The following is a 23,061-nucleotide window of genomic DNA, read 5'->3' as shown; positions in this document are numbered from 1 at the left end:
CTCAACCTAGCGACTTAGGTTAGCCTACACAATATTGCCCCGCCAGGCGGTCCGCTTCCGACCAGGTCCGGCGGCGACCCGATGGCCCGCCGGAACGCGGAGATCCATGGCCCGCAACGCAATACCCGCGCAGACACGTACAGTCGTCCAAGTTATGATAGCCTTACCTACCATTCGGCTCGAGGCTCGCCACAGCGGACCGTATGCGGGAGGGCACGGGATTTCGATTCCGGCGCTCGATGTGCGGCCCTCCTGTGCGGATCGTCGAGCGAGAGCGATCGAGATGTGGAGTAGTACATGCAGCGCAGACCGAGTTGGATCAGGCAGTTCCACAAGCCGAATTCAGCTGAACTCCTCCCACTCTTGATCTTTCCGCACGCGGGCGCCGGCGCATCCTCCTACCGCGTCTTCTCTCAGGCATTGAGCAGGAATTTCGACGTCATCGTCTTCCAATACCCGGGGCGCCAGGATCGAGCGACAGAGCCGGCGTTGGCCACCCTCCCGGAAATCGCCGCAGGGGCCTTCGCCGAATTCCGGCAATCGGAATACAACCGCGGTGTCCCGATCATCACATTCGGCCACAGCATGGGAGCGCTGATCTCGTTCGAGTTCGTCCGGCTTGCCGAAGCCGCCGGTGTCGACGTGCGACAACTCACGATCTCGGCGGCGGTCGCGCCCTGCCACGCCGCGGACAAACCACCGCATCCGACCGAGGACCAGGAAATACTCGATCACCTCGGCATGTTGGAAGGCACCAGCGCCGATGTCTTCGCCAACCGGGAGGTCATGAAGATGGCGCTGCCGGTCATCAAACGCGACTACCAGGCATTCGATGCCTATTCCTGCGCCGAAACCGTCAAGGTGACAACGCGCATCCACGCGATCTGCGGTGATCAGGATCCGGTCGTCACGATGCGAGATCTCTACGGCTGGGCCAAACACGCCGAGGAAATAGAGGTCACGATGTTCGACGGGGGACACTTCTATCTGAACGACCACGCCGGCGCTATCGCGGATTTGTTGGCGCCGTGCGCGCAACCCGAGCGGACAGCGTGAGTAACGGGGATCTGTCATGACAACAGCGACGGCCGAGAGCCGTGAAGGAATAGTCATTTCCGGAATGGCCGTCGAGGCGCCGGGCGGAATCGACAGCCCTCGTTCGTTCTGGTCCGCGCTTGCCGAATCGAGGGAACTGGTCGGCCCGTTCCCGCGCGACCGGGGTTGGCCGCTCGATGATCTGCTGTCCGTTTCCCGCATCGACGGATGGGGACAGGTCCGCGACGCGGGCGGATTCCTCGACGGCGCAGCGGCCTTCGATCCCTCCTTCTTCGGCATCACGCAACGGGAAGCCATTGCGATGGACCCACAGCAGCGGGTCGGCATGCGGGTTGCGTGGAAGGCACTGGAAAACGCCGGAATCAATCCCGGCGCGCTCGACGGCGAGGACGGCGGCTGCTTCATCGGCGCATCTCCGATGGAATACGGCCCGCGAGGCGCGGAGGTCAACGCCTACAGCGGACATCGGATCGTCGGCTTCGGACAACTGGGCGTCGCGGGCCGGATCTCACACTGCCTGGGTCTGGGCGGACCGTCGATGTGTATCGACTCCGCCTGCGCGTCGTCATTGACCGCATTGCATCTTGCGGCCGCGGCAGTACGAGCGGGAGAATGCGAATGGGCGCTCGCCGGCGCCGTCTGCGTGATGGGATCGCCGGTGGCGTTCTACGAATTCGCGAAGAACAACGCCCTTTCGGCTGATGGGCATTGCCGGTCGTACGCCGACGACGCCACCGGCACTCTGTGGAGTGAAGGCGCGGGTGTGGTGCTCGTCGAGCCCGAGTCGCGCGCCCGTCGGCTGGGACACCGGATCTACGGTCGCATCCTGGCCACCGCTACCAACCACAATGGCAAAGGGAAGCCCATCCTGGTTCCTCGCGCGCATGCCCAGGAACGGCTGATCCGTAAAACTATCGATATCGCGGGGATCGACCCCGCCGAAGTCGGAATGATCGAGGGGCACGGCACCGCTACTCGCGCCGGCGACCCGGTCGAGTTGACCGCACTGCAGAATACCTACGGCTGCGCGGGAGCCGATGTGCTGTTGGGTTCGGTGAAATCGAACGCCGGACACGCGCAGGCCGCAGCGGGAATGCTCGGATTGATCAAGCTGCTGCTGGCCGGCGAGCACGGTCATATCCCGCCGAGCCTGTTCTCGGAGAACCCGACTACGAAAGTGGATTGGGATCGGTCGAGCCTGCGGCTGGCTACGAAACTGCTGCCGTGGGAGCCGACGAACGGCGCGCGCTACGGCGCCGTGTCCTCGTTCGGCGCAGGCGGAGCCAATGCGCACGCAATCATTGCGATGCCCGTTCGTGAGGAGCGCGACGATTTCTGACTATCGACTGCCCGACGGCACCATTCCGGTTCTCCTGTCGGCGGATACGCCTGAACTGCTACGAGACGAGGCCGCGGCCATCCTCTCCTACGTCACGGATCGTCCCGAGGCATCACCGCGCCGCGTCGCGGAGATGCTGTTCCGCACCCGGGTCGCGCGCCGACACAGAGCCGTAGCTATGGTCACCGGCCGAGACGACCTCGCCACCACGCTGCGGGCCGTCGCGGAGGGCACTGCGTACCCTGCGGTAGTCCGTAACGACGGTCCCGCCACGCCCCGCCGGCGCGCGTTCGTATTCCCGGGGCAAGGCGGTCAGCGCCCCGGAATGGGCAGGCTCTACTACGAAGGCTCCCCCGCGTTCCGTGCCGAAGCCGACCGCTGTGACGAGGTCTTCCACGAACTCTTCGGCGCGTCGCCGCTGACCTACGTTCTCGATGAGGATTTCCCGGCCGACGACAGCGCGCGAACCGTGCAACCTGCGCTGTTCCTGCAGATGGCCGCGCTCGCCGCGATGTGGCGGGCCGTGGGCATCGAGCCCGACGTCACGATCGGGCACAGCCAGGGCGAGATCGCGGCGGCGTATGTGTCGGGCAAGATGACGCTGGCCGATGCGATCCTCATCGTCGGCACGCGGGCACACGCCGTGGACGGGATCGCCTCCGATGACTACGCGATGGCGGTCGTCGCCGCCGACCGCGACGAATGCGAGGACTTGCTCGCGCGCCGCTCGGGATGGGCGCAGTTGTCGGTGATCAATTCTCCGCACATGGTCGGCATATCGGGTGACCGCGGCACAGTGCAGGACGTCGTGGATACGCTCACCGAGCGTGGCACCTTCGCCCGGGTGATCCGCGTCCGGTACCCCGCGCATACCAGTTCGATCAACCAGCTCGGCGACGACGTCCGGGATGCGGTGAAGAGCAGGCTGAGCAGCCATTACTTCAGCGAGACGAAGATCGAGTGCATCGGGGCCACGCTCGGCGGCCCGATCACCTCCGACCTGCCCGTCGACGAGTACTGGTTCTGGAATCTGCGCAACATCGTCCGATTCGACAAGGCGATCGCCGCGGCGGTCGCACAACAGGTGGACACCTTCGTCGAACTCGCCGAACATCCGACGTTGCAGCTGTCGATCCAGGAGAATCTGAGCGTTGTCGCGGCCGAGCACAGCGCTACGGTGACCGGTACGTCCAGTCGTACCGCCACCGATCTGAGCGAATTCGCGCGAAATCTGGCGGTTCTGGCGACCAGCGACGTGGACTACTCGTGGGACCGGCTGCGCACCGAATCCGAGAAAACGATTCCGCTGCCGTTGCCCGACTTCCCGAATGTGCGGATGAACGAGCTGCGGTTGTGGTTGCCATACAACTCCCCCTCGGCCGCATCGGCCGGGCCGGTTACCCCACCGGCCGAGCACGCCGCCGCGTCATCGGTCACCGAGCAGGTCACCGGCAACCCGGAGAATGCCGCCGCGACACCCGCACAACTGCTGGTCGAGGATTGGGTGCGGTTGGTGCAACGCTCACTGGTCCCGCCACGCAAACTCGGCCTCATCGATCACACCGGCGCCTGTGCGGAACTCGCTTCGGCGCTGTGCGCCGAAGCGGAGAACTACGGCGCCACGGCGCGCATGATCGACATCGAGAACGACGGCGACAGCGGTGATGTCGACACAGTCGTGGTGTTGCTCGCCAACCCCGGGCCGCTGGACGACCACAACGCCGTGGCGCGAACCGCCGAATTCTTCGGACTGCGATCGTGGTGGCCAGGATTGGGTGGCGAAGTGACCGATTGCTGGCTGCTGACGGCCGGCGGAGAAACTGTGGTGGCCGAGGACGCGCCGCCGCACCCGGTGCACGCCGCGGCCAGTGCGGGATTCCGGTGCATCGGCGCCGAATACCCCGGCGTCGCCTTCCGCCATCTGGATCTGTTGCCCGAACAGACGCGACCGGATTCCGCCGGCGCGATCATCGCGGCGATACACACCGCAGGTGAACCGGAACTGGCGGTGCGTGGCGACAGCTTGTACGCCAAGCGACTCGTCGAGGCGGAACGGATGACTCCGGATGCGCTCGGCGCGCGGCCGGAGAACGTCGTCATCATCGGTGGCACAGGCAACCTCGGACTGGAGTTCTGCGCTCACTTCGCCCGCAACGGCGCACGCCGCATCACGCTGGTGGGCAGATCAGGTGAGACCCCGGCGATCGCCGACCAGTTGGCCCGCATTCGCCGGACGGGTACGGCCGAAATCCGCACCATACGCTGTGATGTACGCGACAAGTCCGCTGTCTCGCGGTTGGCGGAAGAACATCGCGATACGCCCGCGAATCTGATCATTCATGCCGCGGTCGATTATTCGGATGTCGAGCTGGCGCAGATCACCAGCGAGAAGGTCGACCAGGCGTTGCGGACGAAGGTCATCGGCATCTCGCAGGTGCTGGAGGTACTCCCCCGCGCACAGAACTGCCGCGTGCTGCTGTGTTCCTCGATGGCGGCGACGATCGGTGGACGCGGACAAGTCGTCTACGCGGCCGCCAACCGGATGCTCGATGCGATGGCGCACCGGCTGCGGGCCGAGGGACTCGATTGCGTTTCGGTGCAGTGGGGGCAATGGACGGTACATCTCGATCTCGGCGCCGCGGGCGCGGCGAAGCTCGCTGGAGCGGGCGTCGTTCCGATGAATCCCGCTGACGCGATCGCACTCGGATCGAATGGACTCCACACGAACGCCATCGTCGCGGCGTTCGATTGGAGCCGCGCGCATTCCGCTCTCGAGGCATACGGATACGGGCCCCTGCTGTCGCAGCTGGCTGCACCGGCCGCCGCGGACCATGCACCCGGTGCCGGGGAGAACTTGCCGCGACGCATGGTGAAGCTGCTGGCAGAGGTCATAGGTGTGGATCGCGTCGCTACGATCGACACCTCCGTTCCGATGGTCGCGATCGGTCTGGATTCTCTGCAGGCGTTGGAATTCCGTCGACGAGTCAACGGGGAGTTCGGTCACGACCTGCCCGTCGCGCAGCTTCTCGGCGGAGCGTCCGTCGATGACGTCGTGGCGCTGGTCCGTTCGCACGCGCCGATTCCGGCGAGGACGGGCACACCGGCACGCCCTGTATCCTCCCAACAGCCCGACGTTCCCGCGGAATCGGTGCGCCCGGCGCGAGCAGTGCACGCCACGAAGCCCGTGGACATCGCCGAGCGTGCGCGGCTGGCAGCGGCGCACGCAGTGCCAGCCGATCTGGATCCCGACCGAATGCGCTCCGCACGCGCGGATCTGGACACCTTCGGGCTGCGAGCGATGATGGAGACTCTGGATCCGGTACTGCGGGATGGCGCCGTCCACACCGTGGACGAGATCGCCACGCGTCTGGAATTCGCACCGCGACATCGGTGGTTGCTACAGCGCTGGCTCGACGAGCTCACGACACACGGTTGTCTCGAGCACGTCCCGGCGCACGGCTATCGCGCCGTGGGTCCGGTACCGGCGCCGGCTCGTCCCGACTTGTTCGCAGTGTGCGCCGACCTGGGCTACTCGCCCGAGTTCGCGACCTTCCTGCAGCGGTCCGATGAGCACCTGACCGAACTCGCGCAGGACCGCGTTCGCGTCCAGGAGTTGTTGTTCCCCGACGGCGACATGCTCACCGCCGAAGCCGCATATCGGGACAACATCATCAGTAGCTATCTCAATACCGCCGCCCGCGAGATCGTCGCGGGCATAGCCGAGCGACTGGAACGCGACCGATCACCGATCCGGATACTCGAATTGGGGGCCGGTATCGGAGGAACAACCAATGATGTCCTGGCCGGACTGTCGGGACTGTCCGTGGACTACCACTTCACCGACCTGTCGACCTTCTTCCTCGCCGCGGCGCAGAAGCGGTTCTCCGAATATCCGTGGATGCGATACGGAATCATGGACCTCAATACCGACCTCGGGGAGCAGCCGCCCTACGACATCGTGCTCGCGGCCAATGTCGTGCACAATGCCCACCACATCGGCGAAACTCTCCGCCAGCTACACGACCTGCTCAACCCCGGTGGCGCGGTTGTCTTCATCGAGGCGTGCCGGGCGAACTTCCAGCTGCTGACATCCATGAAATTCCTGATGTCGGCAGGCCCCGGTCAACCGCACCCCGGCAGTTCCGACATCCGAGCCGGGGCGCGGATTTTCCTCACCGAAGACGAGTGGCGTGATCAGCTCACCAGTTCAGGGTTCACTCCCATGCTGGTGCTGCCCGACGCCGATCATCCGATGCACATGCTCGACCAGCGGATCTTCGCCGCGATCCGCGACTGAGAGCAAGGAGCCCGAGCGGGCTGTACTCGGCTGCACCGCGGCGGTGGCCCCGCCGATCATGATCGGCTGGGCCACCGCGATCACGCCGCCTCATCAGAAACGGCAAGCGCGGCAAGCGCATTCCAGCGAGCCGTCCGTGGTCCAGCCTGCACGATCGCCGGTTCGAAACAATCGGCCTTCCGGCAGGAACGGATCGTCCACGAAACGGTTGCGGGCGGACGGATTCCCACCCTCGGCGCCGAGCGCGGCGCCACCCACGTAGACCTCGCCGATCACTCCGGGCGGGACCGGTTGCCGAAACTCGTCCAAGACCAGCACTCTGGCGCCTGGGATCGGCCTCGTGTGTCCGGTTCCGTCCAGCGAGCCGCGCGTCACCGCACCAGCGTAGGCGGGCACCGTATAACCGAACGTGGCGATCGATTCCGTCGACTGTGTGACGAGTCGGCCGGAAAGCAGTGGCGCAGGGCAGACCCCGGTAACATCCCAGCGCCGTACCGTCGGTAGCTCGGCGCCCGTGGCAGCGATACGTTCGACCGTAGCCACGTCGGCGGTAACGTGGGTTACCGCGGATGTCGCAATGAGTTCGACCACCGCGTTCGGGTCGCTCCACTGCGGCTGCGTGGCGACGACCGACGTCGCACCGTCCGCGAGGGCGGCCAGCAGCTCGACGGTGACCTGAGCGTCGCTCCACCCTGCGGAGAGCAGCCGCACGTCGGCGGAACCCCACACGCAATCTGGTTTTCCATACCGACGTTCGGCGGCGATCGTACGGCGGTCCTCGACAGCCACTTCCAGTGCCGAACCGGGCAGCACAGCGATCTCCGGCGCCCCGCCGGCGACGGCCATGGCTCCATCGCCGAGCATGGCCACCAGTCGAACCAAGCGGTCGACCGACGCGTTCACCGACACTCTTTCCACCGCGGGCATATCCAGCCATGCGAAGAAATCGCTATAGGTGAGAGTCACTGTGTCGCAGCGGATAGCGGTACGAATGCCGGGGATCATCCGAGCCCGGCGAACCAGGTCGGCGATGCCGGGCGCCTCGGGCAATTCCACACCGGTGGCCCACTCGTCGAGCACCCGCCGTCGCTCGTCAGCGGTCAGCCCATCCGTCCCGCCGAGATCGGCGTCGGCCGAACCGGCGGGATCTCGAACCGCGAGAGTGTTCACGCGAACTCCCGCGTCGATACCGGCACCGGGCTCGGCTCGCACCGGGCGCACCGGGCGCACCGGGCGCACCGGGCGCACCGGCGAATTGTCAGATGGCGCGCGGCCGGCGCCCGGCTTCGAAAGCATGCGTCTCCCTCACGAGGATCTCGGCGTAGCGCCGGCTCCCGCAGCACGGGTATCGGCTGGAACAGTCGTTGCGGTCCGGACCGACGTATGCGCTTCGATTCCTGGTCGATCCGAGCAACCACCCGAAGCGTCCTTAGCATAGGGTAACCTTACCGACAACCCGAGACCCAGTGCTGCGGCCGAACGTGACCGCGACGACCGAGGAGCCGCCGAACGATGAATCCGACTGGAACGCCGTACGTTCTCAAGCGAGAACTGACCGATATCCCCGACGATGTCCGCGCCGCCCCAGCACCTGTGATTCCCGATTTCCCCGAGCCGTTCGCTCTTCGGGTGGCCGATCCCGACAGCGACGATCCCGCGACGATCGCCGAATGGATGAGCCTCCCCCACCTGGCTCGGACTTGGGAACAACCGTGGCCCCCGGAGCGCAGACGGGCCGACATCGCCGCACAGCTCGCCGGAACTTACTCGCGACCATGCATCGTCAGTTTCGATTTCGCAGCCATCGACTTGCCAGAACTCGGCCGACGCGAAGTCGCCTACGTAGAGCTGTACCGGCCGGCGAAGGACGAGTGCGCGCGGTTCTACCACGCCGACCCACGGGACATGGCTTTCCATATCGCGACCGCGGACCAGAACGTGATCGGCCGAGGCGTCATGTCGAAGTGGATCGGCCTCCTGGCCGAGGGCATCTGGGCCGCTGAACCGGAATGCCGCCGCCTGATGGGCGATCCGGATCACCAGAACATCTCGGTACGCAGAGCTTTGGCCAAGAACGGCTGGCTCGAACTGGGCGAGTTCGATGTGCGGCCCGGCCGCCGGATCGCTCTGTGCACATTGCCGCGTGAGCCGCAGGACGTACCGGCGATCCGGCGCTGACCGCCCGCGTCTAGCGACCGGCCGAACCTCCCTGAGCGCGCACGGCTACCGAGCGCGCACGGGTCGGAGCCGCCTGCAGCACCCGATCCGAAAGTTCCCCCAGGCAGCTCAGATTCGGGAATCCGGGGCCCTGCGCCAGACCAGCGAGATTCGGCAGGTAGAGCTTTGCATCGAGGCCGGTCACCGCCAGGTCGTGGCCGATCGCCGCCTCGATCCGCGGCTGCGTGATCGGGCCGCCGATCGCGAGTTCCACCAGATCTGCGGCGTCGACATCGAACATCTCCAGGAACCACAGCGGCTGACCGCCGGTCGCGTCCACCACCAGATCGAAGACATGCACCCGATCCGGGCGCCCCTCGTTGCGCAACGTCAGCGCGACGCCCTCGCCTTGCTCCGCCACCCGCACGACACGCCCCTGCAAATGATGAACCCGATTGTCGCCCAACAGGTTTTCCTGCACGCGCACCGAGAACACACCGCGGTCGGTGCGCCGCACGACGTCCCGGCGTTCTTCTATGCTCAACCCCCGCCACTTGGCGGGATCGCTGTACAGCGAATTCTCGAAGTAGCTCTCGCCGCGGGTGTAGATCGTGGCGGCGGGCGAGATCACCGAGACGGTCAGTACATCGTGACGGACCAACTCGTCCATCGCGGAGCCCGCGGTCTCACCGCCGCCGATCACCGCCGCTCGCGACGAAACCGGCAACCGGCGGCGGCCGACCAGATCCCAGAAGTCGGCGATGCTCAACACTTTCGGATGAGCGGCCAGCGCACGCCTGCTGTCGCCCGGCCCGGTGATCATCAGCCGGTCCGCATCGATCTCGGACGCAACGCCGTCCGCGTCGACCACCGAGACCAGCCAGCCGTCGGCCGCCGCGGAGATCTTGCGCACCGCCCCTGGCACGATCTCGACCTCGGCCTTCTTCGCGACCCACTGCAGATATTTGGCCCAGACATGATGATGCGGATTGGGGCGGCCGCGGTCGACCCATTCGGCGTACGTGCCGCGTTCGACGAGGAACGACGTCCAACTGAACGCCATCATCGCCTCGTTGATCTCGCGGTTGTGCCCGCGTGCCCAGGTGGAGTGGTACGGAAATCCCACATCCTTTTCGGGGCTGGTGCCCAGCCGGTGCTGGCCGTCGGTCCAGCCACCGTTCGGCAACCAATTGCCACCCACCGCATGCGGTTCCGCCACAACTACCTGCGGCGCGGGCAGGCCGAGTTCACGCAGGACGTATGCCTTCGCCGCGACGGCCATGGCTTTCGGACCCGCGCCGACCACCAGAAGTCTGTCCACCGGTTCTCCCATCTTCATCCCAGCCACCGGATCGGCGCCCGGCCGCGAAGCGGATCGTCTGTGCCGCCGCCGATAGAACGGCGAACAAGACTTCCAAGTATACTTAGGCTAACCTTAATCACATGGGTAAAGGAACCAACGGCGTCATGTTGAAGCTGTGGCGTGCCGACGACTATCGACTGCGCGTCACCTCCACCGAGAGCATCACCGACAAATATGTGCGGATCGGCTTCGCCGCGGGCGGTCTGCTCGCCGACCATCCGGTCCACCCAACCCAGTTCATCCGGTTGTGGATCCCCGATGCGGTCACCGACAAGTTGCACCATCGTGCGTACACCCTGGTGGATCAAGACCCCGCGGCCGACCACTTCTACATCGAATTCGCTTTGCACGGCGGTCCGGCCAGCGCGTGGGCACAGCGAGCGGCGGTCGGCGAGGAAATCGAGGCGTCCGTGCTCGGCTCGAAGTTTCAGCTGCCCGACACCGTACCGAGCGAGTACGTCATTTTCGGGGACACCGCCTCGCTGCCGGCGATCAATTCGCTGCTCGACGCGATCGGCGACGCGCCCGCGAGGGTCTGGCTGGAATGGCAGTACGAATCCGACACCTCGCTTCCGGTACGCAACAAGCCGCACCACCAGGTGACCTGGGTGCAGCGCATCGATGACGGAAGGCTGCTGCGCGAACAAGCACATGAGTTGGACTGCTCCAAGGACGTTTTCGCGTGGGCCGGCTGCGACGGTCACACGACCCGCACGATCGTTAAGGCTCTGAAGACAACCCACCAGTTGCCGAAGACTTCGATCAAGTACCAGGCCTACTGGAAGTAGTTCGGTAGCGCCTCGCCCTGATGCGAGGCGCTCCTCTCCCCGGCCTCAGGCCATACTCTGAGTCTGCGACAGCACCTCGTCGTCGCTCATCGCGGATACCTCCAGGTACATCTTGGCCACCTGCGCCAGCCGGTCGGCATGTGGATCCCTGCTCTGAAGTCGTTGCGCGAGTCCCGCGACGGTGCGGGACGCGAACATGTCGGCAACCAGCGCGTGCTCGGTGTCCAGCCAGTCGCGCACGCGCGCGATGACGGTGGTGGCCAGCACCGAATCTCCGCCGAGCTGGAAGAAGTCGTCGTGCACGCCGACGCTGTCGACGCCGAGCACCCCGGCGACGATATCCGCGAGCGCGGCTTCCACATCAGTGCGTGGCCGACCGTCCGACCCATCCCCGGCGCTCGGTTCGAGCAGGGCAACCACGGCGCGGCGGTCCAGCTTTCCGTTCGCGGTCAACGGCATGCGATCGAGTACCTCGATGCGAGTCGGAATCATATAGCTGGGCAACAGCTCCGATACCGCATCGGTGATATCCGCGGCACATCCGGTGGGCCCGGACACCGCCGCGACCAGTTTCGGCGAGCTGTCGCCCACGACCGCGGCAACGGCATGGCGGACGCCGTCCACCGCCCGTAACGCGGTCTCGACCTCGCCGAGTTCCACACGGTAGCCACGGATCTGCACTTGATGGTCGGCACGACCCAAGAACTCGATGGTGCCGTCCGGCCAGTACCGGGCCAGATCACCGGTGCGATACCAGCGCATCCCCTCGTGTTCGACAAACCGCTCCGCCGTCCGCTCCGGATCGTTGCGGTAGCCGGCCGCCACGCCGGCGCCGCCGACCCAGAACTCACCCGGCACCCAATCGGGGCAATCACGGCCGGCCTGCGAGACGACCCGGCAGCGCACATTGCGCAGGGGCACGCCAAACGGCACCGTCGCCCAGTGCTCGGGAGGATCGGCGACCTCACAGATGGTGTTGTGGATGGCCGTCTCGGTCGCACCACCCAGTCCCGAGAACCGGCAACCGGGGACCTGGCGAGCGAGTCGGCGTGCCAAGTCGGCGCCGACCCAGTCGCCGCCCAGTGTCACCGCACGCAGTGAGCCACCCAGTTCCCCACCGCCGACTTCCAGGATCATGTCCAGCATGGCGGGGACGCAATTGAGAATGGAAACCCGGTGACGGCGAAGGAGTTCGACCCAGGAGGTGGCCTCGGCGCGTTGTTCCGCGTCGAGCGCGACCACCGCTGCGCCGACCGAGAACATCCCGAAGATGTCATAGACCGAGGCGTCGAACTCCAGGGCGGACAGGCCGAGCACCCGGTCGGTGGAACCGACCTCGAACCAGTCGTTCACCGCGTCTATGGTGTTCATCGCCGCGCAGTGTGGGACGTCGACACCCTTCGGCACACCTGTGGAGCCCGAGGTGAAGATGACGTAGGCGATGCTGCGCGTGTCCGGGAGCACCGGCTCCCGCAACGGGTTCACATGCCGCCTGGCCGCGGTCATCGGCACACAGCGGACCTGTTCGCCCATGTCGGCGCCCTCGACGGTAAGGGCAACGGCCACCGCACCCGTCCGCAGGATCTCCGCACGCCGGGCTACGGGTTGATCGAATCCGATGGGCACGTAGGCGGCACCTGCCGCGAGAATGCCCAGCACGGCCACGATTTGGTCCGGCCCCTTGGGCAACTGCACCGCCACGGCGTCACCGGACTCGACACCGTTGTCGCGCAACGCGCCCGCGACGGCCAGTGCCTGCGCAGCCAACTCACGGTAGGTCCACACACCGTCCGCACCGTCGCGGCTCCACACCACGGCGGGCGCATCGGGTTTCGTCCGGGCGTGCTCGAACAGTCCTTGGTGCAGGCAACGCCCACTGACCGGCCCGTCGGTGGCGTTGATCTGCGCGCGCACCGCGGCCTGTGCCACCGGTAGCCGAACCGGCGCCTCGGCATCCCAGCCCGCCGACCCCTCGGCGAGCCGCGCGACCGCCTCGATGTAGCGGGCGAACATGGTGTCGATCATCCCCGCCGGAAACGCGGATTGCCGGACATCCCAGTTGAGCAACAGTCCGCCACGGATCTCGGTGACCTGCGCGTCCAGCAGCACCTGCGGCCCCTGCGAGATGATCCATACCGGTTCGCCGAAGGTGCCGGTGACCGACTCGGCGAATAGTTCGCCGAGATTGAGCGCACTCGTGTAGACGATCGGCGCCAATACCGGCTCACCTCGGTATCGGCCGAGGTCACGCAGCACCTCCAGCCCGGAATAGGCGGTGTGCGCACCACTTTCGTGCATGCTGCGCTGCAGCGATCTGGCTCGCTCGGCGACGGTCACGTTCTCGGTGACGTCCACGTCCAGCATGATCGACGAGGTGAAGTCGCCGACCACCCGGTCGATGCCGGGGTCCACCGGCTCCCGGTGAAAAAGCGGCACATTCAGCAGGAACCGGCTCTGGGCCGACCAGCCGCCGATGGTCTCGGCGAATACCGCCGCCAATGCCATGGCGGGGGTGATCCCGCGCTCGTGCGCGGCCGCCGACAACCGCTCCTTCGCTTCCGGAGCCAGCCAGTGGTCGTAGCGAACCGTGCGATGCGGTTCGACGCGCTCCCCGACGGGAACGGTGGGCAGCTCCGGGGCGCCCGGCAGGTCCGGCAGCCGCTGCTGCCACCACTGGCGGTCACGCTCGCGGGCGGCGGTGTCCACCTTCCGCTCGGTCCGATATTGACGGTAGCTATAAGATTGCTCCGACAGCTGGGCTCCGTGATACAGCTCGGAGAGATCCGCGACCAGTACCCGATAACTCATCGCATCCCCAGCCAGCATGTCGACGTCCAGGTGTAGCCGGGTACGCCCCTCCGCGAGCAGGGTGAGCGTGACGTCGAAGACCTGTCCGTCCGCGATGTCCAAACGCTGATGGGTTTTTTGGTCGCGCAGTCGTGTCAAAGCCGCCTCGGCGGCGTCGTGCGCGTGCTCACGCAGGTCAACGACGCTGAACACCGTGCGTCCCGGCGCGTCCATCGTCTGTTGGGTACCGTCCGGCAGGAATCTGGTGCGCAGCATCGGATGCGCCGCCGCCAGGTCGGCCACCGCGCGCTCCAGTCGCGCGGGATCAACCTGGCTGCCGTCGAATTCGACGTACAGGTGCGCCGCCACGCCCCCGAGTTCCTGCTCGTCGGAACGTCCGATCCAGTATGCGTGCTGCATGGTTGCGAGCGGGAACGGGGCGAACTCGTCCGCCCGCTGCGCCGAATCTTCCGCCGTTCCGCCGGTCCGGTCCCCTACCTGCCGCCCGCTGCCGACGACGGCGCTTTCGGACGCCGCGGGTCGCGCGCCCGACGCGAGGATCCGGTGCCAGTCCGCCACTGTCGGCGCAGCGGCCAGTTCGGCGAAGTTGACGTCGTAGCCGCGCTTTCGCCAGGCGCCGGCCAACTTCATGGTGCGGATGGAATCGAGGCCCAGCTGGATCAGGTCGTCACGGTCGGTGATCGTGTCCGCGGCGACGCCCAGTTGCGCGGCCACCGCCTCGCGTACTTCGTCGGTGTCCATCGCCGCCGCCGCAACCGACTCCGCCCCGGTCCCCTGCCCTGACTCCATCACTGCCGTCACTCCTCTGTCTCGCGGGATGCCCGCACCGGTCCGGGCTGTAGGAACGCTTCGAAGTCCCAGCCGTTCCGGAGGTATCGCGCCGACCGCCCGGTCAGGCATCTCGGCAAGCAGCATATCGCAACAAAATAGGGTTGCCTAACCTATATTTTGTTGTGCTCGGCGACTATCCCCAGGACGAACCCCGGCGCGCCTCCGCTCCCGCGTTTTGCATTCGCCGAGCATCTTCAGCGACCGGTTCCCCTCTTCGCCACCGGCGGCGTGAATACACCGGCATCCGTCCGCGTCTCCAACCCTTCGGCCTCAGCTCGCCGACATCCGCCAGCGTCCCAGCATGGAAGACCGAGCCGACTTTCTGAGATGTGATCAGGGAGGGGCCGTGCGCAGGCACGTGAACAGCGGAGCACACCGTCCGCACCGCCGCGCCTCGATCGACACTCACCCCGAAGTTGTCCTCCCCGCCGTGTTCCGTCAATGTGCGAAAATTGTTCCGGACCCGCGGTTTTCGTACTCCCGACGCGCCGGGGAAACCTCCGTGAACGGCGGTACATCCGGGTCCGATAGCTCGTGCACATCGCTAATTTCGAGCGAAAGCGGGAACTATCGGAGCACAGGAGCACCGGATATGTATGGCATGGAGTTGTTCTCGGTTCTGTCGAATTCCGCGCGTGACCCCGGCGAACTGAGTGCGGGCCAGGCGCACCGGGCTATGCAGGTGCACCTGGATTGCAGCGTGGAACTGTGCCGGGTCCGCCGCCGCGCGCGCAAGACGCTGGTCGAGGCACGCTTGATGGTGCTCGACGAGCGGGCCACGCCGTAATGGCGGCCGCCGCGGGTCGGGCGGAATCGCCCCGGGTGCCGCGGTGTTGTTCCTGCCATGACCTCCACGGCATCCGATCGATCCGCCCCTGTCGTCGACACCGACACCGAATTCGGCGCGAAAGTCGCCGAACGACTGAACCGCGAGTCCGTCCTCTGGCTGACCACCGTCGGCCCCACCGGCACACCGCAGCCGAATCCCGTCTGGTTCCAGTGGCGCGACGGCGAATTCCTGATCTTCAGCCAGCCCGGCAAGCCGAAGGTGCGCAACATCGAGCGCAACCCCCGGGTCGCCTTGAACCTCAACAGCACCGAGACCGGCGGCGACGTGGTCGTGTTCACCGGTACGGCGCGCGTCATCGAGCAGCGGCCCGGCGCCGATGAGATCGCGGCCTTCACGACGAAGTACGCCGATGGACTGCGCTCCATCGAGATGACCGACGAGCAGTTCTACGCCGAGTACTCGGTCGTGCTGCGTATCACCCCCGATCGCCTGCGCGGATTCTGACCCGATGATGTTCGCGCCGCCACCACCCACCGCCGCGTGGCGGCATCGGACCGCACGCGAGGGCTTCGAGGTGGCCTATTTCCGGGTCACCGAGCAAGGCGTGCTGACCGACGGCTGCACGACGGCCGTCGAGGACGGCACGGCCTGGGTGGTGGACTACCGGATAGCGCTGGATCCCGAATGGCGTACGCGCCGGGCCCAGGTCGCCGTGCGCAAACCCGGTGGCTGGAACACGCTGGTGCTGGAATCGGACGGTGCCGGGTCCTGGCTGCTGGACAGCATGCCAGCGCCGCTGCTCGACGGCTGCCTCGACGTCGACCTGGAGTCCTCGGCGCTGACCAACGCGCTTCCGGTGCATCGGTCGGCGCAGGAGGTCGGCGATGCCGCTCACGCGCCCGCGGCCTACGTGTACGCCTCCGGCGCTGCGGTGGGGCGGCTGGAACAGCGTTACGCCCGCATCGCCGACGGCGAGCACGGCCCTCGGTTCGACTACGCCGCCCCCGACGTCGACTTCACCTGCTGCCTCGAGTACGACAAGTCCGGCTTGGTGCTCGATTACCCGGGCATCGCGGTTCGCGCCCACTGAGGCGGCCTCGGACCTCCCGCGACCAGCCTGCGGCTAGGGTCGACACCGATGAGAAGGCGGCAACAACCGCCGTTGCCGAAACGGCACGGCTTGGACCCGGCTCGGCTGCGATTGCCGGAGCAGGGCGACTGGGCGACCATCCGGGACCACCTGGTGGAGCGCCTGCCCAGGGTGCCCGCGACGCGCATAGACGAACTGCTGCACGCGGGCGGCATCGTCGACCTGGACGGGCCGATCGCTCCCGACGCACCGTACGTTCCGGGCGGCGCGGTCTGGTTCCATCGCGATCTGCCCGAGGAGGCGGTGGTCCCGTTCGACATCCCCGTCGTGCATCGCGACGACGACCTGCTGGTCGTGGACAAGCCGCACTTCCTGGCCACGATCCCGCGCGGTCGGCATATCCTGCAGACCGCGCTGGTGCGATTGCGCCGGGAGCTCGACCTCCCCGATCTGGTCCCGGCGCACCGGCTCGACCGCGTCACGGCGGGCTTGGTGCTGTTCGTGATCAATCCGGCCCGTCGCGGCGCGTACCAGACCATGTTCCACAAGCGCACCGTGCGCAAGGAGTACGAGGCGATCGCCCGGTTCGATCCCGGCCTCACGCTGCCCCGCGTGGTGCGCAGCCGGATCATCAAGGAGAAGCAGGTGCTCGCGGCCCAACAGGTGCCGGGCGAGCCCAACGCGGAAACCGAGATCGAACTGCTCGAGCACCGCGACAGCCTCGGCCGCTACCGGCTGCGCCCGCACACCGGCCGGACCCACCAGTTGCGCCTGCACATGAACAGCCTCGGCATTCCTATTCTCGGCGACGACTTCTACCCGGTGCTCACCGAGAAACCCGTCGACGACTTCACCAGACCGCTCCAGTTGCTGGCCGCCGTGCTCGAGTTCACAGACCCGATCACCCGCGAGCCGCGCCGCTTCGAGACCACTCGCACGTTGCGGGCGTGGACCGATCCGCACGGGTGGGCGGGCTGAGGGAAGCGGTCCGCACGCCAGGGAGAAGTGGCCTATTCATCAGTGGGGCGGGGGCGCGTAGCGAACCTGTTCCAGATCCGTACACTGGTCCGGGATGCCTGAGCCAGACCTAGCAGCAACAGTCCAGCAACGACGCAAGATGCACGCATACATCGACGTCGCCGTCGTGGTGCTGGTCTTGGCGGGCACCAATCTGATCGCGCACTTCACCACCGCGTGGGCGAGCATCGTCACGGTGCCGGTGGCGGCGATCGCGCTGCTCGCATTGGTGCGCAGGCGCGGCCTCGGCTGGTCCGAGCTCGGGCTTTCCCCTCGGCACTGGCGGCGCGGCTCGCTCTACGCGCTCGGCGCGGCGGCGCTGGTCCTCGCCGTCGTCGCGATCGGGGCGGCGCTCCCGCTGACCCGGCCGTTCTTCCTGGCCGATCGCTACGCCACCATCTCGGGCGCGTTGATCGCCTCGATGATCGTCATCCCCCTGCAAACGGTGATCCCCGAGGAACTGGCATTCCGAGGTGTGCTGCACGGCACACTGCTGCGCGCGTACGGCGCGCGCGGCGTCTTCGCGGCGGGTTCCCTGCTGTTCGGTCTCTGGCACATCGCCTCCTCCTTCGGCCTCACCGCGGGCAACCGCGGCCTGAGCGGAGTCATCGGCGGGGGCGTCGCCGGACAGGTCATCGGAATCCTGCTCGCCGTGGTCGCGACGGCCGCCGCAGGTGCGGTGTTCACCTGGCTGCGCCACCGCAGCGGCAGCCTGCTCGCCCCGATCGCACTGCACTGGTCGGTCAACGGTGCGGGCGCCTTGGCGGCCGCTATTGTCTGGCACACCACGCTGAGCTGATCCCGCCCCCCGGGCAACCCCGGGCGGTGAAAAAGCCGCTCCGGACGGGATGTGAATTCGAACTGAGTTTCGACACGCAGGTGGGCTACGAAATGGCCGCTCATCCGGATAATCGAGCCGCATCGTGAATTTCGGCAGTTCGGCGTGTCGCCGTCGGCCCGGATTCGGCCACGTTGACCACGAGCATAGGGCGGTTTAGTCTCACTGGCGATCACACATATGTTCGAGCACTCATGTCTCCACCACCCGGCATGACATCTGCTCTTGGGAAGGCTCGCGATGCCCGACGAACTGTCGAACGGTAGTTCCGAGATCGCCGCGCTGGCGCAGCAAGTCGAGACCGCGCGCGGCAAATTGCCCCTGCAGCTGGACCCGGCGTTGCTGCAAGTGCTGTCCGAACGCGAGATCAGCGCGGAGCGCGAACTCGCGGAATGGATCCGCGCGCAGCGACGCAAGCAGCGGCGACTGGAGATCGAGGAAGAGCTGGCCGCACAGCGGCGTGACCGGAAGTCCGCGGCCGCGTTGCGCCGGTCGGAGGAGGCCGACGCCCGTTGGCACCGGCGCGCGCTGGCGGCGCGGCGGCGGGTGTCCAGCGAGGACGCGCGATTGGCGCAGCTCTACCGGCGGGCGGAGTGGTCGTCGCGTGCGTTGATCGCCGTCGTCGTGCTCGGCATGGTGTGGGCAGGGGTCAACGTGCAGCACAATCTGGTGCCCAGCGGCGACATGTCCGATCCGCTGTACTGGTTGAGCTACGGCATCGAGGCGATGATCTCGATTCCGATCATCACCATCATGGTGGCGGCGACGACCGCGGCACGGTGGGGCCGGGAGCTGGCGCGCGGCAAAGTGATCCTCTTCGAGGCGGCTCTGCTCGGTACGACCGTGGCGCTCAATACCGGACCGCATCTCGCCGCGGGGGACCTCGGCCGCGCCGCCGAGTACGCGATCGCTCCGGTGATGGTCGGCGTGGTGATCTGGTTGCACGCCTGGGTTTCCGCGCGGTACGCGGTGCTGATCGACGGCGCGCCGGTGATCGAGCGCGAACCGCAGCCGGTTCGGATCGACGCGGAGCGTATTCCTGGCCTCTCGGATAGTGATCGTCTTCGCCCGCTCGACGGCGTGAATTCGGCTCACAGCGAATTCGGATGGGACACAGCGGCCCATCGGCACGAGGACTTCGATCCGGGACGCGGTGCGGAATCCGACAGGCGCATCAGTCAGCCGGACGGCGTGCACGTCCCACGGGCCGGACTTGATACCGCTGCCCACCGTTCGGCGGACACGGCGGTTGTCGACCGCTCCGATTCCCCGCGCGGCAAATCAGCCACAACGAACACACCGGTCACGTCATCGTCTGATGGCCACACCACCGACTCGGCGAACAGAGGCAACGTCAACGCGGAGCCGGCGCACAGCCACGCGGTCGCCTCCCCCGCGAACGGCCACGCATTCCCCCACGTCACGAACAGCCGCAGGGCCGAGACCACGGTGAACGGTCACATCCTTCCGAATGGTCACGCTGCCCTGCCGATCGAAGGCGAGAGCGCCGACGGCAACGCCGCCGAGCTTCGCCTCGATGAGCGCCGCGTCCGTCCGGCTTCCAACGGCCACACCGTCGAGAACTCCACCACCGGCGCTGCCCATGACGTGCGGACCAACGGACACAGCGTCCGTCCGATCACCAATGGATACACAGCCGAGAACTCCCCCACCGGACGCACGCACGGTGACGAATCCACCTTTCGTCCGACCACGAACGGATACAGCGCCGAGAGCGTCACGGACGCGGCACATCACGCGCAGAGCAACGGACACGGCAGTCGTGCGAACACAAACGGCCACGCCGCCGGGATCTCACCCGGCCTCCGCGGTCGGGACCTGCGGGTCAACGGACACACCCCTCCCCTTGCCACCAACGGCCATACGGGCAGCCTCACGCCCGACGAAAGCACACATTCCTCCACCGCCAACGGCGAGGACGTGACAGCCCCGCCTGCGGATCATTCGACCTCCGCTGTCGCCGATTACGTCTTCCATCTCCCCACCCACGAGCCCACGACCCGAGCGGCTGACGCCCCGGCGCCCACTTCCGAAGCGGACGCGGAACGTGGACAACCGAGCCAGGCAGGCGCTCCTTCGTCGGTCGACGCGGGCGGCACGATCGCGGACCCGGCGGATACCACCACGCAGGAGACGCGTCCCGAACCCACGCAGACGTCTCAGCAGATCTCGCTCGACGACCTGCACGATGGACTCGAATTACGGGAGCGTCGCCTCGTACCGCCGAACCGCGAGCACGGCACCGCCGTTGCGGCATCGCCGCATCCGCATGTCGATCACGGCGGTCATCCGGATCGCGCGCCTCGCGGAAACGACCCCGTTCGGCACCCGAGCGCCGGCGCCGCCGAACCCGGGCGCACACCGGCCTCGGCCACCACGGACGCCGCCACGCAGGTGCATCCGAACGCCACCGCTGCGCGTGCGGCGAAACGCGGAAAGTCGCTGTCCGGCGAGCAGAACGATCGCTCCGCCGAACCGGAGGGCGAACAACTCGCCCTCGAGCAATCCCCGGAACCACCGCGCCCGGAACCTTTGCCGATTCTGGATGCCGACGACGACGAGGACGGCGAACTCCCCGCCGAGCCGGAAGAGGCCGACACCGACGACGACGAGATCTCGGCGATCGCGCGGGCCATCACCACCCGGCGCCTGTCCAGCTTGCCGATCGAGGAGGTCAGGGAAATCCTCACGCTCGCCGACCAAGGGGGCTCGACTCCCGCCATCGCGAACGAACTCGGTGTCTCCCGCGCGGCGGTCACCCGAGTTCTGGACTCGGCCATCAAAGTCCATCGCCCGTACGCGGTCATCGGCTGACACAGCCGGTCAGCGGCGTTCCGAGGTGGCCAGAACAGCCAACGGCTGATGCTCCGAGGCGACGACGCGAGCGAGGTTGCTCGATCGAGCCGCGGAATGTCCGCATCCGGTGCAACCACTCGGTGGCTTGGTCTTCAGCGCACCCTGCGCCGCCGACGCGGGGTTCCGGTAGTAACCGCCGAAAAATCAACGGATATGGCGTAGCTTGTTCAGCGGCGGTTGGTGTCCGGGCCCAGGATCGAGGTCAACTCACGCATCGCTTGCGGGGATGGTTTGAAGTAGCGGCGCAGGTTCTCGGCTTTGCGGTGGCGGGACTTGGCCATCAGTTCCAGCAGGCTGGCCCCGGCTTCCCCGAGGTGGGTCAGGCCGGAGTGGCGCAGTTCGTGCAGGTCCCAGCCGGTCCGGGGGCCATCGACGGCGGTGGCGGTGTCGAGCAGGTCGCGGGCCTGGTCGTAGGACAGCCGGGCCAGGCCGGTGTCGGGACAGATGTCGCGGTCGGCGAGGTACTTGCCGGGCCCGGGTCGGCGGTGGGTCACGAACACAGGCCCGCGGGTGCGGTCGCGGATGAGCCGGGGCAGCAGGCGGGCGGTGCCCGCGTCCCAGTAGACGTTCTCGAGGACGTGTTCGTGGTGGTCGGCGCCGCGGCGGCGGGTGCGGGGTTTGGTGCCCTTGGACTTCACCGCCGCGCACCGCCCTGCGAGGTCGAGGTCTTCGATGTTGAGCTGGAGCAGTTCCTCGGCACGGGCACAGGTTTCGTACAGCATCCGCCACAGCGTCTTCTCCCGCAGGTGGATCTCGCGGCGGGCGATGAGCCGGTCGATCGCGGTGCGCGAGCGGACGGGGGTGTCGGAGTCCGGCGGTGTGGACCGCGCGACCGAGGCCGGGACGCTCGGTGCGGTCCAGCCCTGCTCGGCGCACCAGGACAGCCATTTGCCGACTGCGGCGCGGCGCGCGTTCCAGGTGTTCACCGCGGCGGTGCCCCAGAGGGTTTCCAGTGCGGCGCCGACTTCGGTGTCGGTGACCGAGTCCAGGGCGCGGCTGGTGGCGGCCCCGAACTCCTGAAGCTGTCATGAAGTGCAAAGTACGGTGTTGTTGGCGTAGTGGTGTTCCGCAAGCCGATCCGCCAACGGAACACCACGGTCACCGAACCCAGGCCCTGGTCACGCTGTTCCGTAAAGGTGTTCCGCGAACTGTTCCGGTGATCCCTCCTTATATGGAACACTTCGGGTATGGGTGAGCCGTTCCGCGTCGGATATTGCCGCTGCTCCACTGACAAACAGGATGTCGAGCTCCAGACCGAGCAACTGCTCACCCTCGGAGTACCGCGCGAGCGGATCTTCATCGACAAAGGCTTCTCCGGCACCACCCGCAAGAACCGCACCGGGCTGGACAACGCGCTCACCGCGGTCACCTCCGCTGCCGCCGCGGTCGCCGATCGGCAGGTCGTGCTGACGACGACGAAATTCGACCGGTTCGCCCGCAACATGGCCGAGGCCGGCGAGATCCTGACCAGCCTGCGCGAGCGCGACGTCTTGTTCGGGCTCGGCAGCTCGATCTACGACTGGGCCGACCCGTTCGGCAAGCTGTTCCTGCAAACCCTCGCCATGGTCGCCGAGTTCGAGGCCAACCTGAACCACCTGCGCACCCGCGAAGGCATGGCCAAAGCCCGCGAGAAGGGTCGCCTGAAAGGCAAACAACCGAAACTGCCTCTGGCAGCACGGAAAACGATCCACCGCCGATACCACGACCCCGCCGACGACGCGAGCCTTGCCGACCTCGCCCAGGAATACAGCGTCGGCCGCTCCACCATCCACCGCATCATCAGCGGCACCACGCCGCGCGTGTAACCGCC

The 23,061-nt window shown here is 66.9% G+C and carries 16 protein-coding genes; 12 read left to right on the top strand and 4 right to left on the bottom strand.

The window, feature by feature from the left end; genetic code table 11:
- Nucleotides 1-297: 297 nt before the first annotated feature.
- From M8859_RS22210 to nbtC, 3 genes are read left to right on the top strand one after another with little or no spacing between them, the layout of a single operon-like run.
- Nucleotides 298-1,056 (top strand): thioesterase II family protein, encoded by a 759-nt coding sequence (locus tag M8859_RS22210; RefSeq protein ID WP_195071285.1) that lies wholly within the window; start codon nt 298-300, stop codon nt 1,054-1,056.
- Between the two features lie 16 nt (nt 1,057-1,072).
- On the top strand, nt 1,073-2,395 hold the full coding sequence (locus M8859_RS22205) for a beta-ketoacyl [acyl carrier protein] synthase domain-containing protein (protein WP_249644097.1): 1,323 nt from the start codon (nt 1,073-1,075) through the stop codon (nt 2,393-2,395).
- Nucleotides 2,396-2,450: 55 nt separating this feature from the next.
- Entirely contained in the window at nt 2,451-6,692 is a 4,242-nt protein-coding gene (gene nbtC, locus M8859_RS22200) for a nocobactin polyketide synthase NbtC (RefSeq protein ID WP_443678224.1), read from the top strand.
- Between the two features lie 93 nt (nt 6,693-6,785).
- Here nbtC and M8859_RS22190 read toward each other — a convergent pair whose 3' ends face one another.
- Complete coding sequence (locus tag M8859_RS22190) at nt 6,786-7,940, bottom strand: AMP-binding protein (protein ID WP_249644096.1); 1,155 nt, start codon at nt 7,938-7,940, stop codon at nt 6,786-6,788.
- A gap of 264 nt (nt 7,941-8,204) precedes the next feature.
- On the opposite strand from M8859_RS22190, the gene M8859_RS22185 reads away from it, so the two are divergent.
- Entirely contained in the window at nt 8,205-8,870 is a 666-nt protein-coding gene (locus M8859_RS22185) for a GNAT family N-acetyltransferase (protein WP_195071289.1), read from the top strand.
- A gap of 10 nt (nt 8,871-8,880) precedes the next feature.
- Here M8859_RS22185 and M8859_RS22180 read toward each other — a convergent pair whose 3' ends face one another.
- Entirely contained in the window at nt 8,881-10,170 is a 1,290-nt protein-coding gene (locus M8859_RS22180; protein WP_249644095.1) for a SidA/IucD/PvdA family monooxygenase, read from the bottom strand.
- Between the two features lie 122 nt (nt 10,171-10,292).
- On the opposite strand from M8859_RS22180, the gene M8859_RS22175 reads away from it, so the two are divergent.
- On the top strand, nt 10,293-11,000 hold the full coding sequence (locus M8859_RS22175; protein WP_195071290.1) for a siderophore-interacting protein: 708 nt from the start codon (nt 10,293-10,295) through the stop codon (nt 10,998-11,000).
- A gap of 45 nt (nt 11,001-11,045) precedes the next feature.
- Here the strand turns inward: M8859_RS22175 and M8859_RS22170 are convergent, their stop codons facing one another.
- Nucleotides 11,046-14,597: a non-ribosomal peptide synthetase gene (locus M8859_RS22170; protein ID WP_195071291.1), complete on the bottom strand. Its 3,552-nt coding sequence runs from the start codon at nt 14,595-14,597 to the stop codon at nt 11,046-11,048.
- Between the two features lie 634 nt (nt 14,598-15,231).
- On the opposite strand from M8859_RS22170, the gene M8859_RS22165 reads away from it, so the two are divergent.
- From M8859_RS22165 to M8859_RS22140, 6 genes are all read left to right on the top strand, one after another.
- Nucleotides 15,232-15,426, top strand: coding sequence for a hypothetical protein (locus tag M8859_RS22165; RefSeq protein WP_195071321.1), 195 nt, complete (start codon nt 15,232-15,234; stop codon nt 15,424-15,426).
- A 57-nt stretch (nt 15,427-15,483) separates the two neighbouring features.
- Complete coding sequence (locus M8859_RS22160) at nt 15,484-15,933, top strand: TIGR03667 family PPOX class F420-dependent oxidoreductase (protein ID WP_195071292.1); 450 nt, start codon at nt 15,484-15,486, stop codon at nt 15,931-15,933.
- A 4-nt stretch (nt 15,934-15,937) separates the two neighbouring features.
- On the top strand, nt 15,938-16,519 hold the full coding sequence (locus M8859_RS22155; RefSeq protein ID WP_249644094.1) for a putative glycolipid-binding domain-containing protein: 582 nt from the start codon (nt 15,938-15,940) through the stop codon (nt 16,517-16,519).
- Between the two features lie 48 nt (nt 16,520-16,567).
- Nucleotides 16,568-17,497: an RluA family pseudouridine synthase gene (locus M8859_RS22150; RefSeq protein ID WP_195071294.1), complete on the top strand. Its 930-nt coding sequence runs from the start codon at nt 16,568-16,570 to the stop codon at nt 17,495-17,497.
- Nucleotides 17,498-17,591: 94 nt separating this feature from the next.
- The gene (locus tag M8859_RS22145; RefSeq protein ID WP_195071295.1) at nt 17,592-18,335 is read left to right on the top strand and encodes a CPBP family intramembrane glutamic endopeptidase; all 744 of its coding nucleotides are present in this window, start codon (nt 17,592-17,594) and stop codon (nt 18,333-18,335) included.
- A 279-nt stretch (nt 18,336-18,614) separates the two neighbouring features.
- A complete protein-coding gene (locus tag M8859_RS22140) occupies nt 18,615-21,209 on the top strand; it encodes a hypothetical protein (RefSeq protein ID WP_249644093.1) in 2,595 nt (864 codons plus the stop codon).
- Nucleotides 21,210-21,418: 209 nt separating this feature from the next.
- Here the strand turns inward: M8859_RS22140 and M8859_RS22135 are convergent, their stop codons facing one another.
- Entirely contained in the window at nt 21,419-22,177 is a 759-nt protein-coding gene (locus tag M8859_RS22135; RefSeq protein ID WP_249644801.1) for a tyrosine-type recombinase/integrase, read from the bottom strand.
- A 261-nt stretch (nt 22,178-22,438) separates the two neighbouring features.
- Here M8859_RS22135 and M8859_RS22130 point away from each other — a divergent pair, with 261 nt between their 5' ends.
- Nucleotides 22,439-23,056, top strand: a complete 618-nt coding sequence (locus tag M8859_RS22130; RefSeq protein ID WP_249644800.1) for a recombinase family protein — start codon at nt 22,439-22,441, stop codon at nt 23,054-23,056.
- Nucleotides 23,057-23,061 lie beyond the last annotated feature (5 nt).

The sequence above is a fragment of the Nocardia sputi genome (genome assembly GCF_023501985.1).
The sequence above is the reverse complement of the archived record's forward strand: the minus strand, read 5'-3'. Positions and strand labels throughout refer to the sequence as shown.

Bases quoted from the DNA above. Each gene is read 5' to 3' on its own strand.
- M8859_RS22130 (WP_249644800.1), top strand. From the start codon at position 22,439: ATGGGTGAGCCGTTCCGCGTCGGATATTGCCGCTGCTCCACTGACAAA.
- M8859_RS22160 (WP_195071292.1), top strand. From the start codon at position 15,484: ATGACCTCCACGGCATCCGATCGATCCGCCCCTGTCGTCGACACCGAC.
- M8859_RS22155 (WP_249644094.1), top strand. From the start codon at position 15,938: ATGATGTTCGCGCCGCCACCACCCACCGCCGCGTGGCGGCATCGGACC.
- M8859_RS22150 (WP_195071294.1), top strand. From the start codon at position 16,568: ATGAGAAGGCGGCAACAACCGCCGTTGCCGAAACGGCACGGCTTGGAC.
- M8859_RS22185 (WP_195071289.1), top strand. From the start codon at position 8,205: ATGAATCCGACTGGAACGCCGTACGTTCTCAAGCGAGAACTGACCGAT.
- M8859_RS22165 (WP_195071321.1), top strand. From the start codon at position 15,232: ATGTATGGCATGGAGTTGTTCTCGGTTCTGTCGAATTCCGCGCGTGAC.
- M8859_RS22210 (WP_195071285.1), top strand. From the start codon at position 298: ATGCAGCGCAGACCGAGTTGGATCAGGCAGTTCCACAAGCCGAATTCA.
- M8859_RS22170 (WP_195071291.1), bottom strand. From the start codon at position 14,597: ATGGAGTCAGGGCAGGGGACCGGGGCGGAGTCGGTTGCGGCGGCGGCG.
- M8859_RS22205 (WP_249644097.1), top strand. From the start codon at position 1,073: ATGACAACAGCGACGGCCGAGAGCCGTGAAGGAATAGTCATTTCCGGA.
- M8859_RS22140 (WP_249644093.1), top strand. From the start codon at position 18,615: ATGCCCGACGAACTGTCGAACGGTAGTTCCGAGATCGCCGCGCTGGCG.
- M8859_RS22175 (WP_195071290.1), top strand. From the start codon at position 10,293: ATGGGTAAAGGAACCAACGGCGTCATGTTGAAGCTGTGGCGTGCCGAC.
- M8859_RS22145 (WP_195071295.1), top strand. From the start codon at position 17,592: ATGCCTGAGCCAGACCTAGCAGCAACAGTCCAGCAACGACGCAAGATG.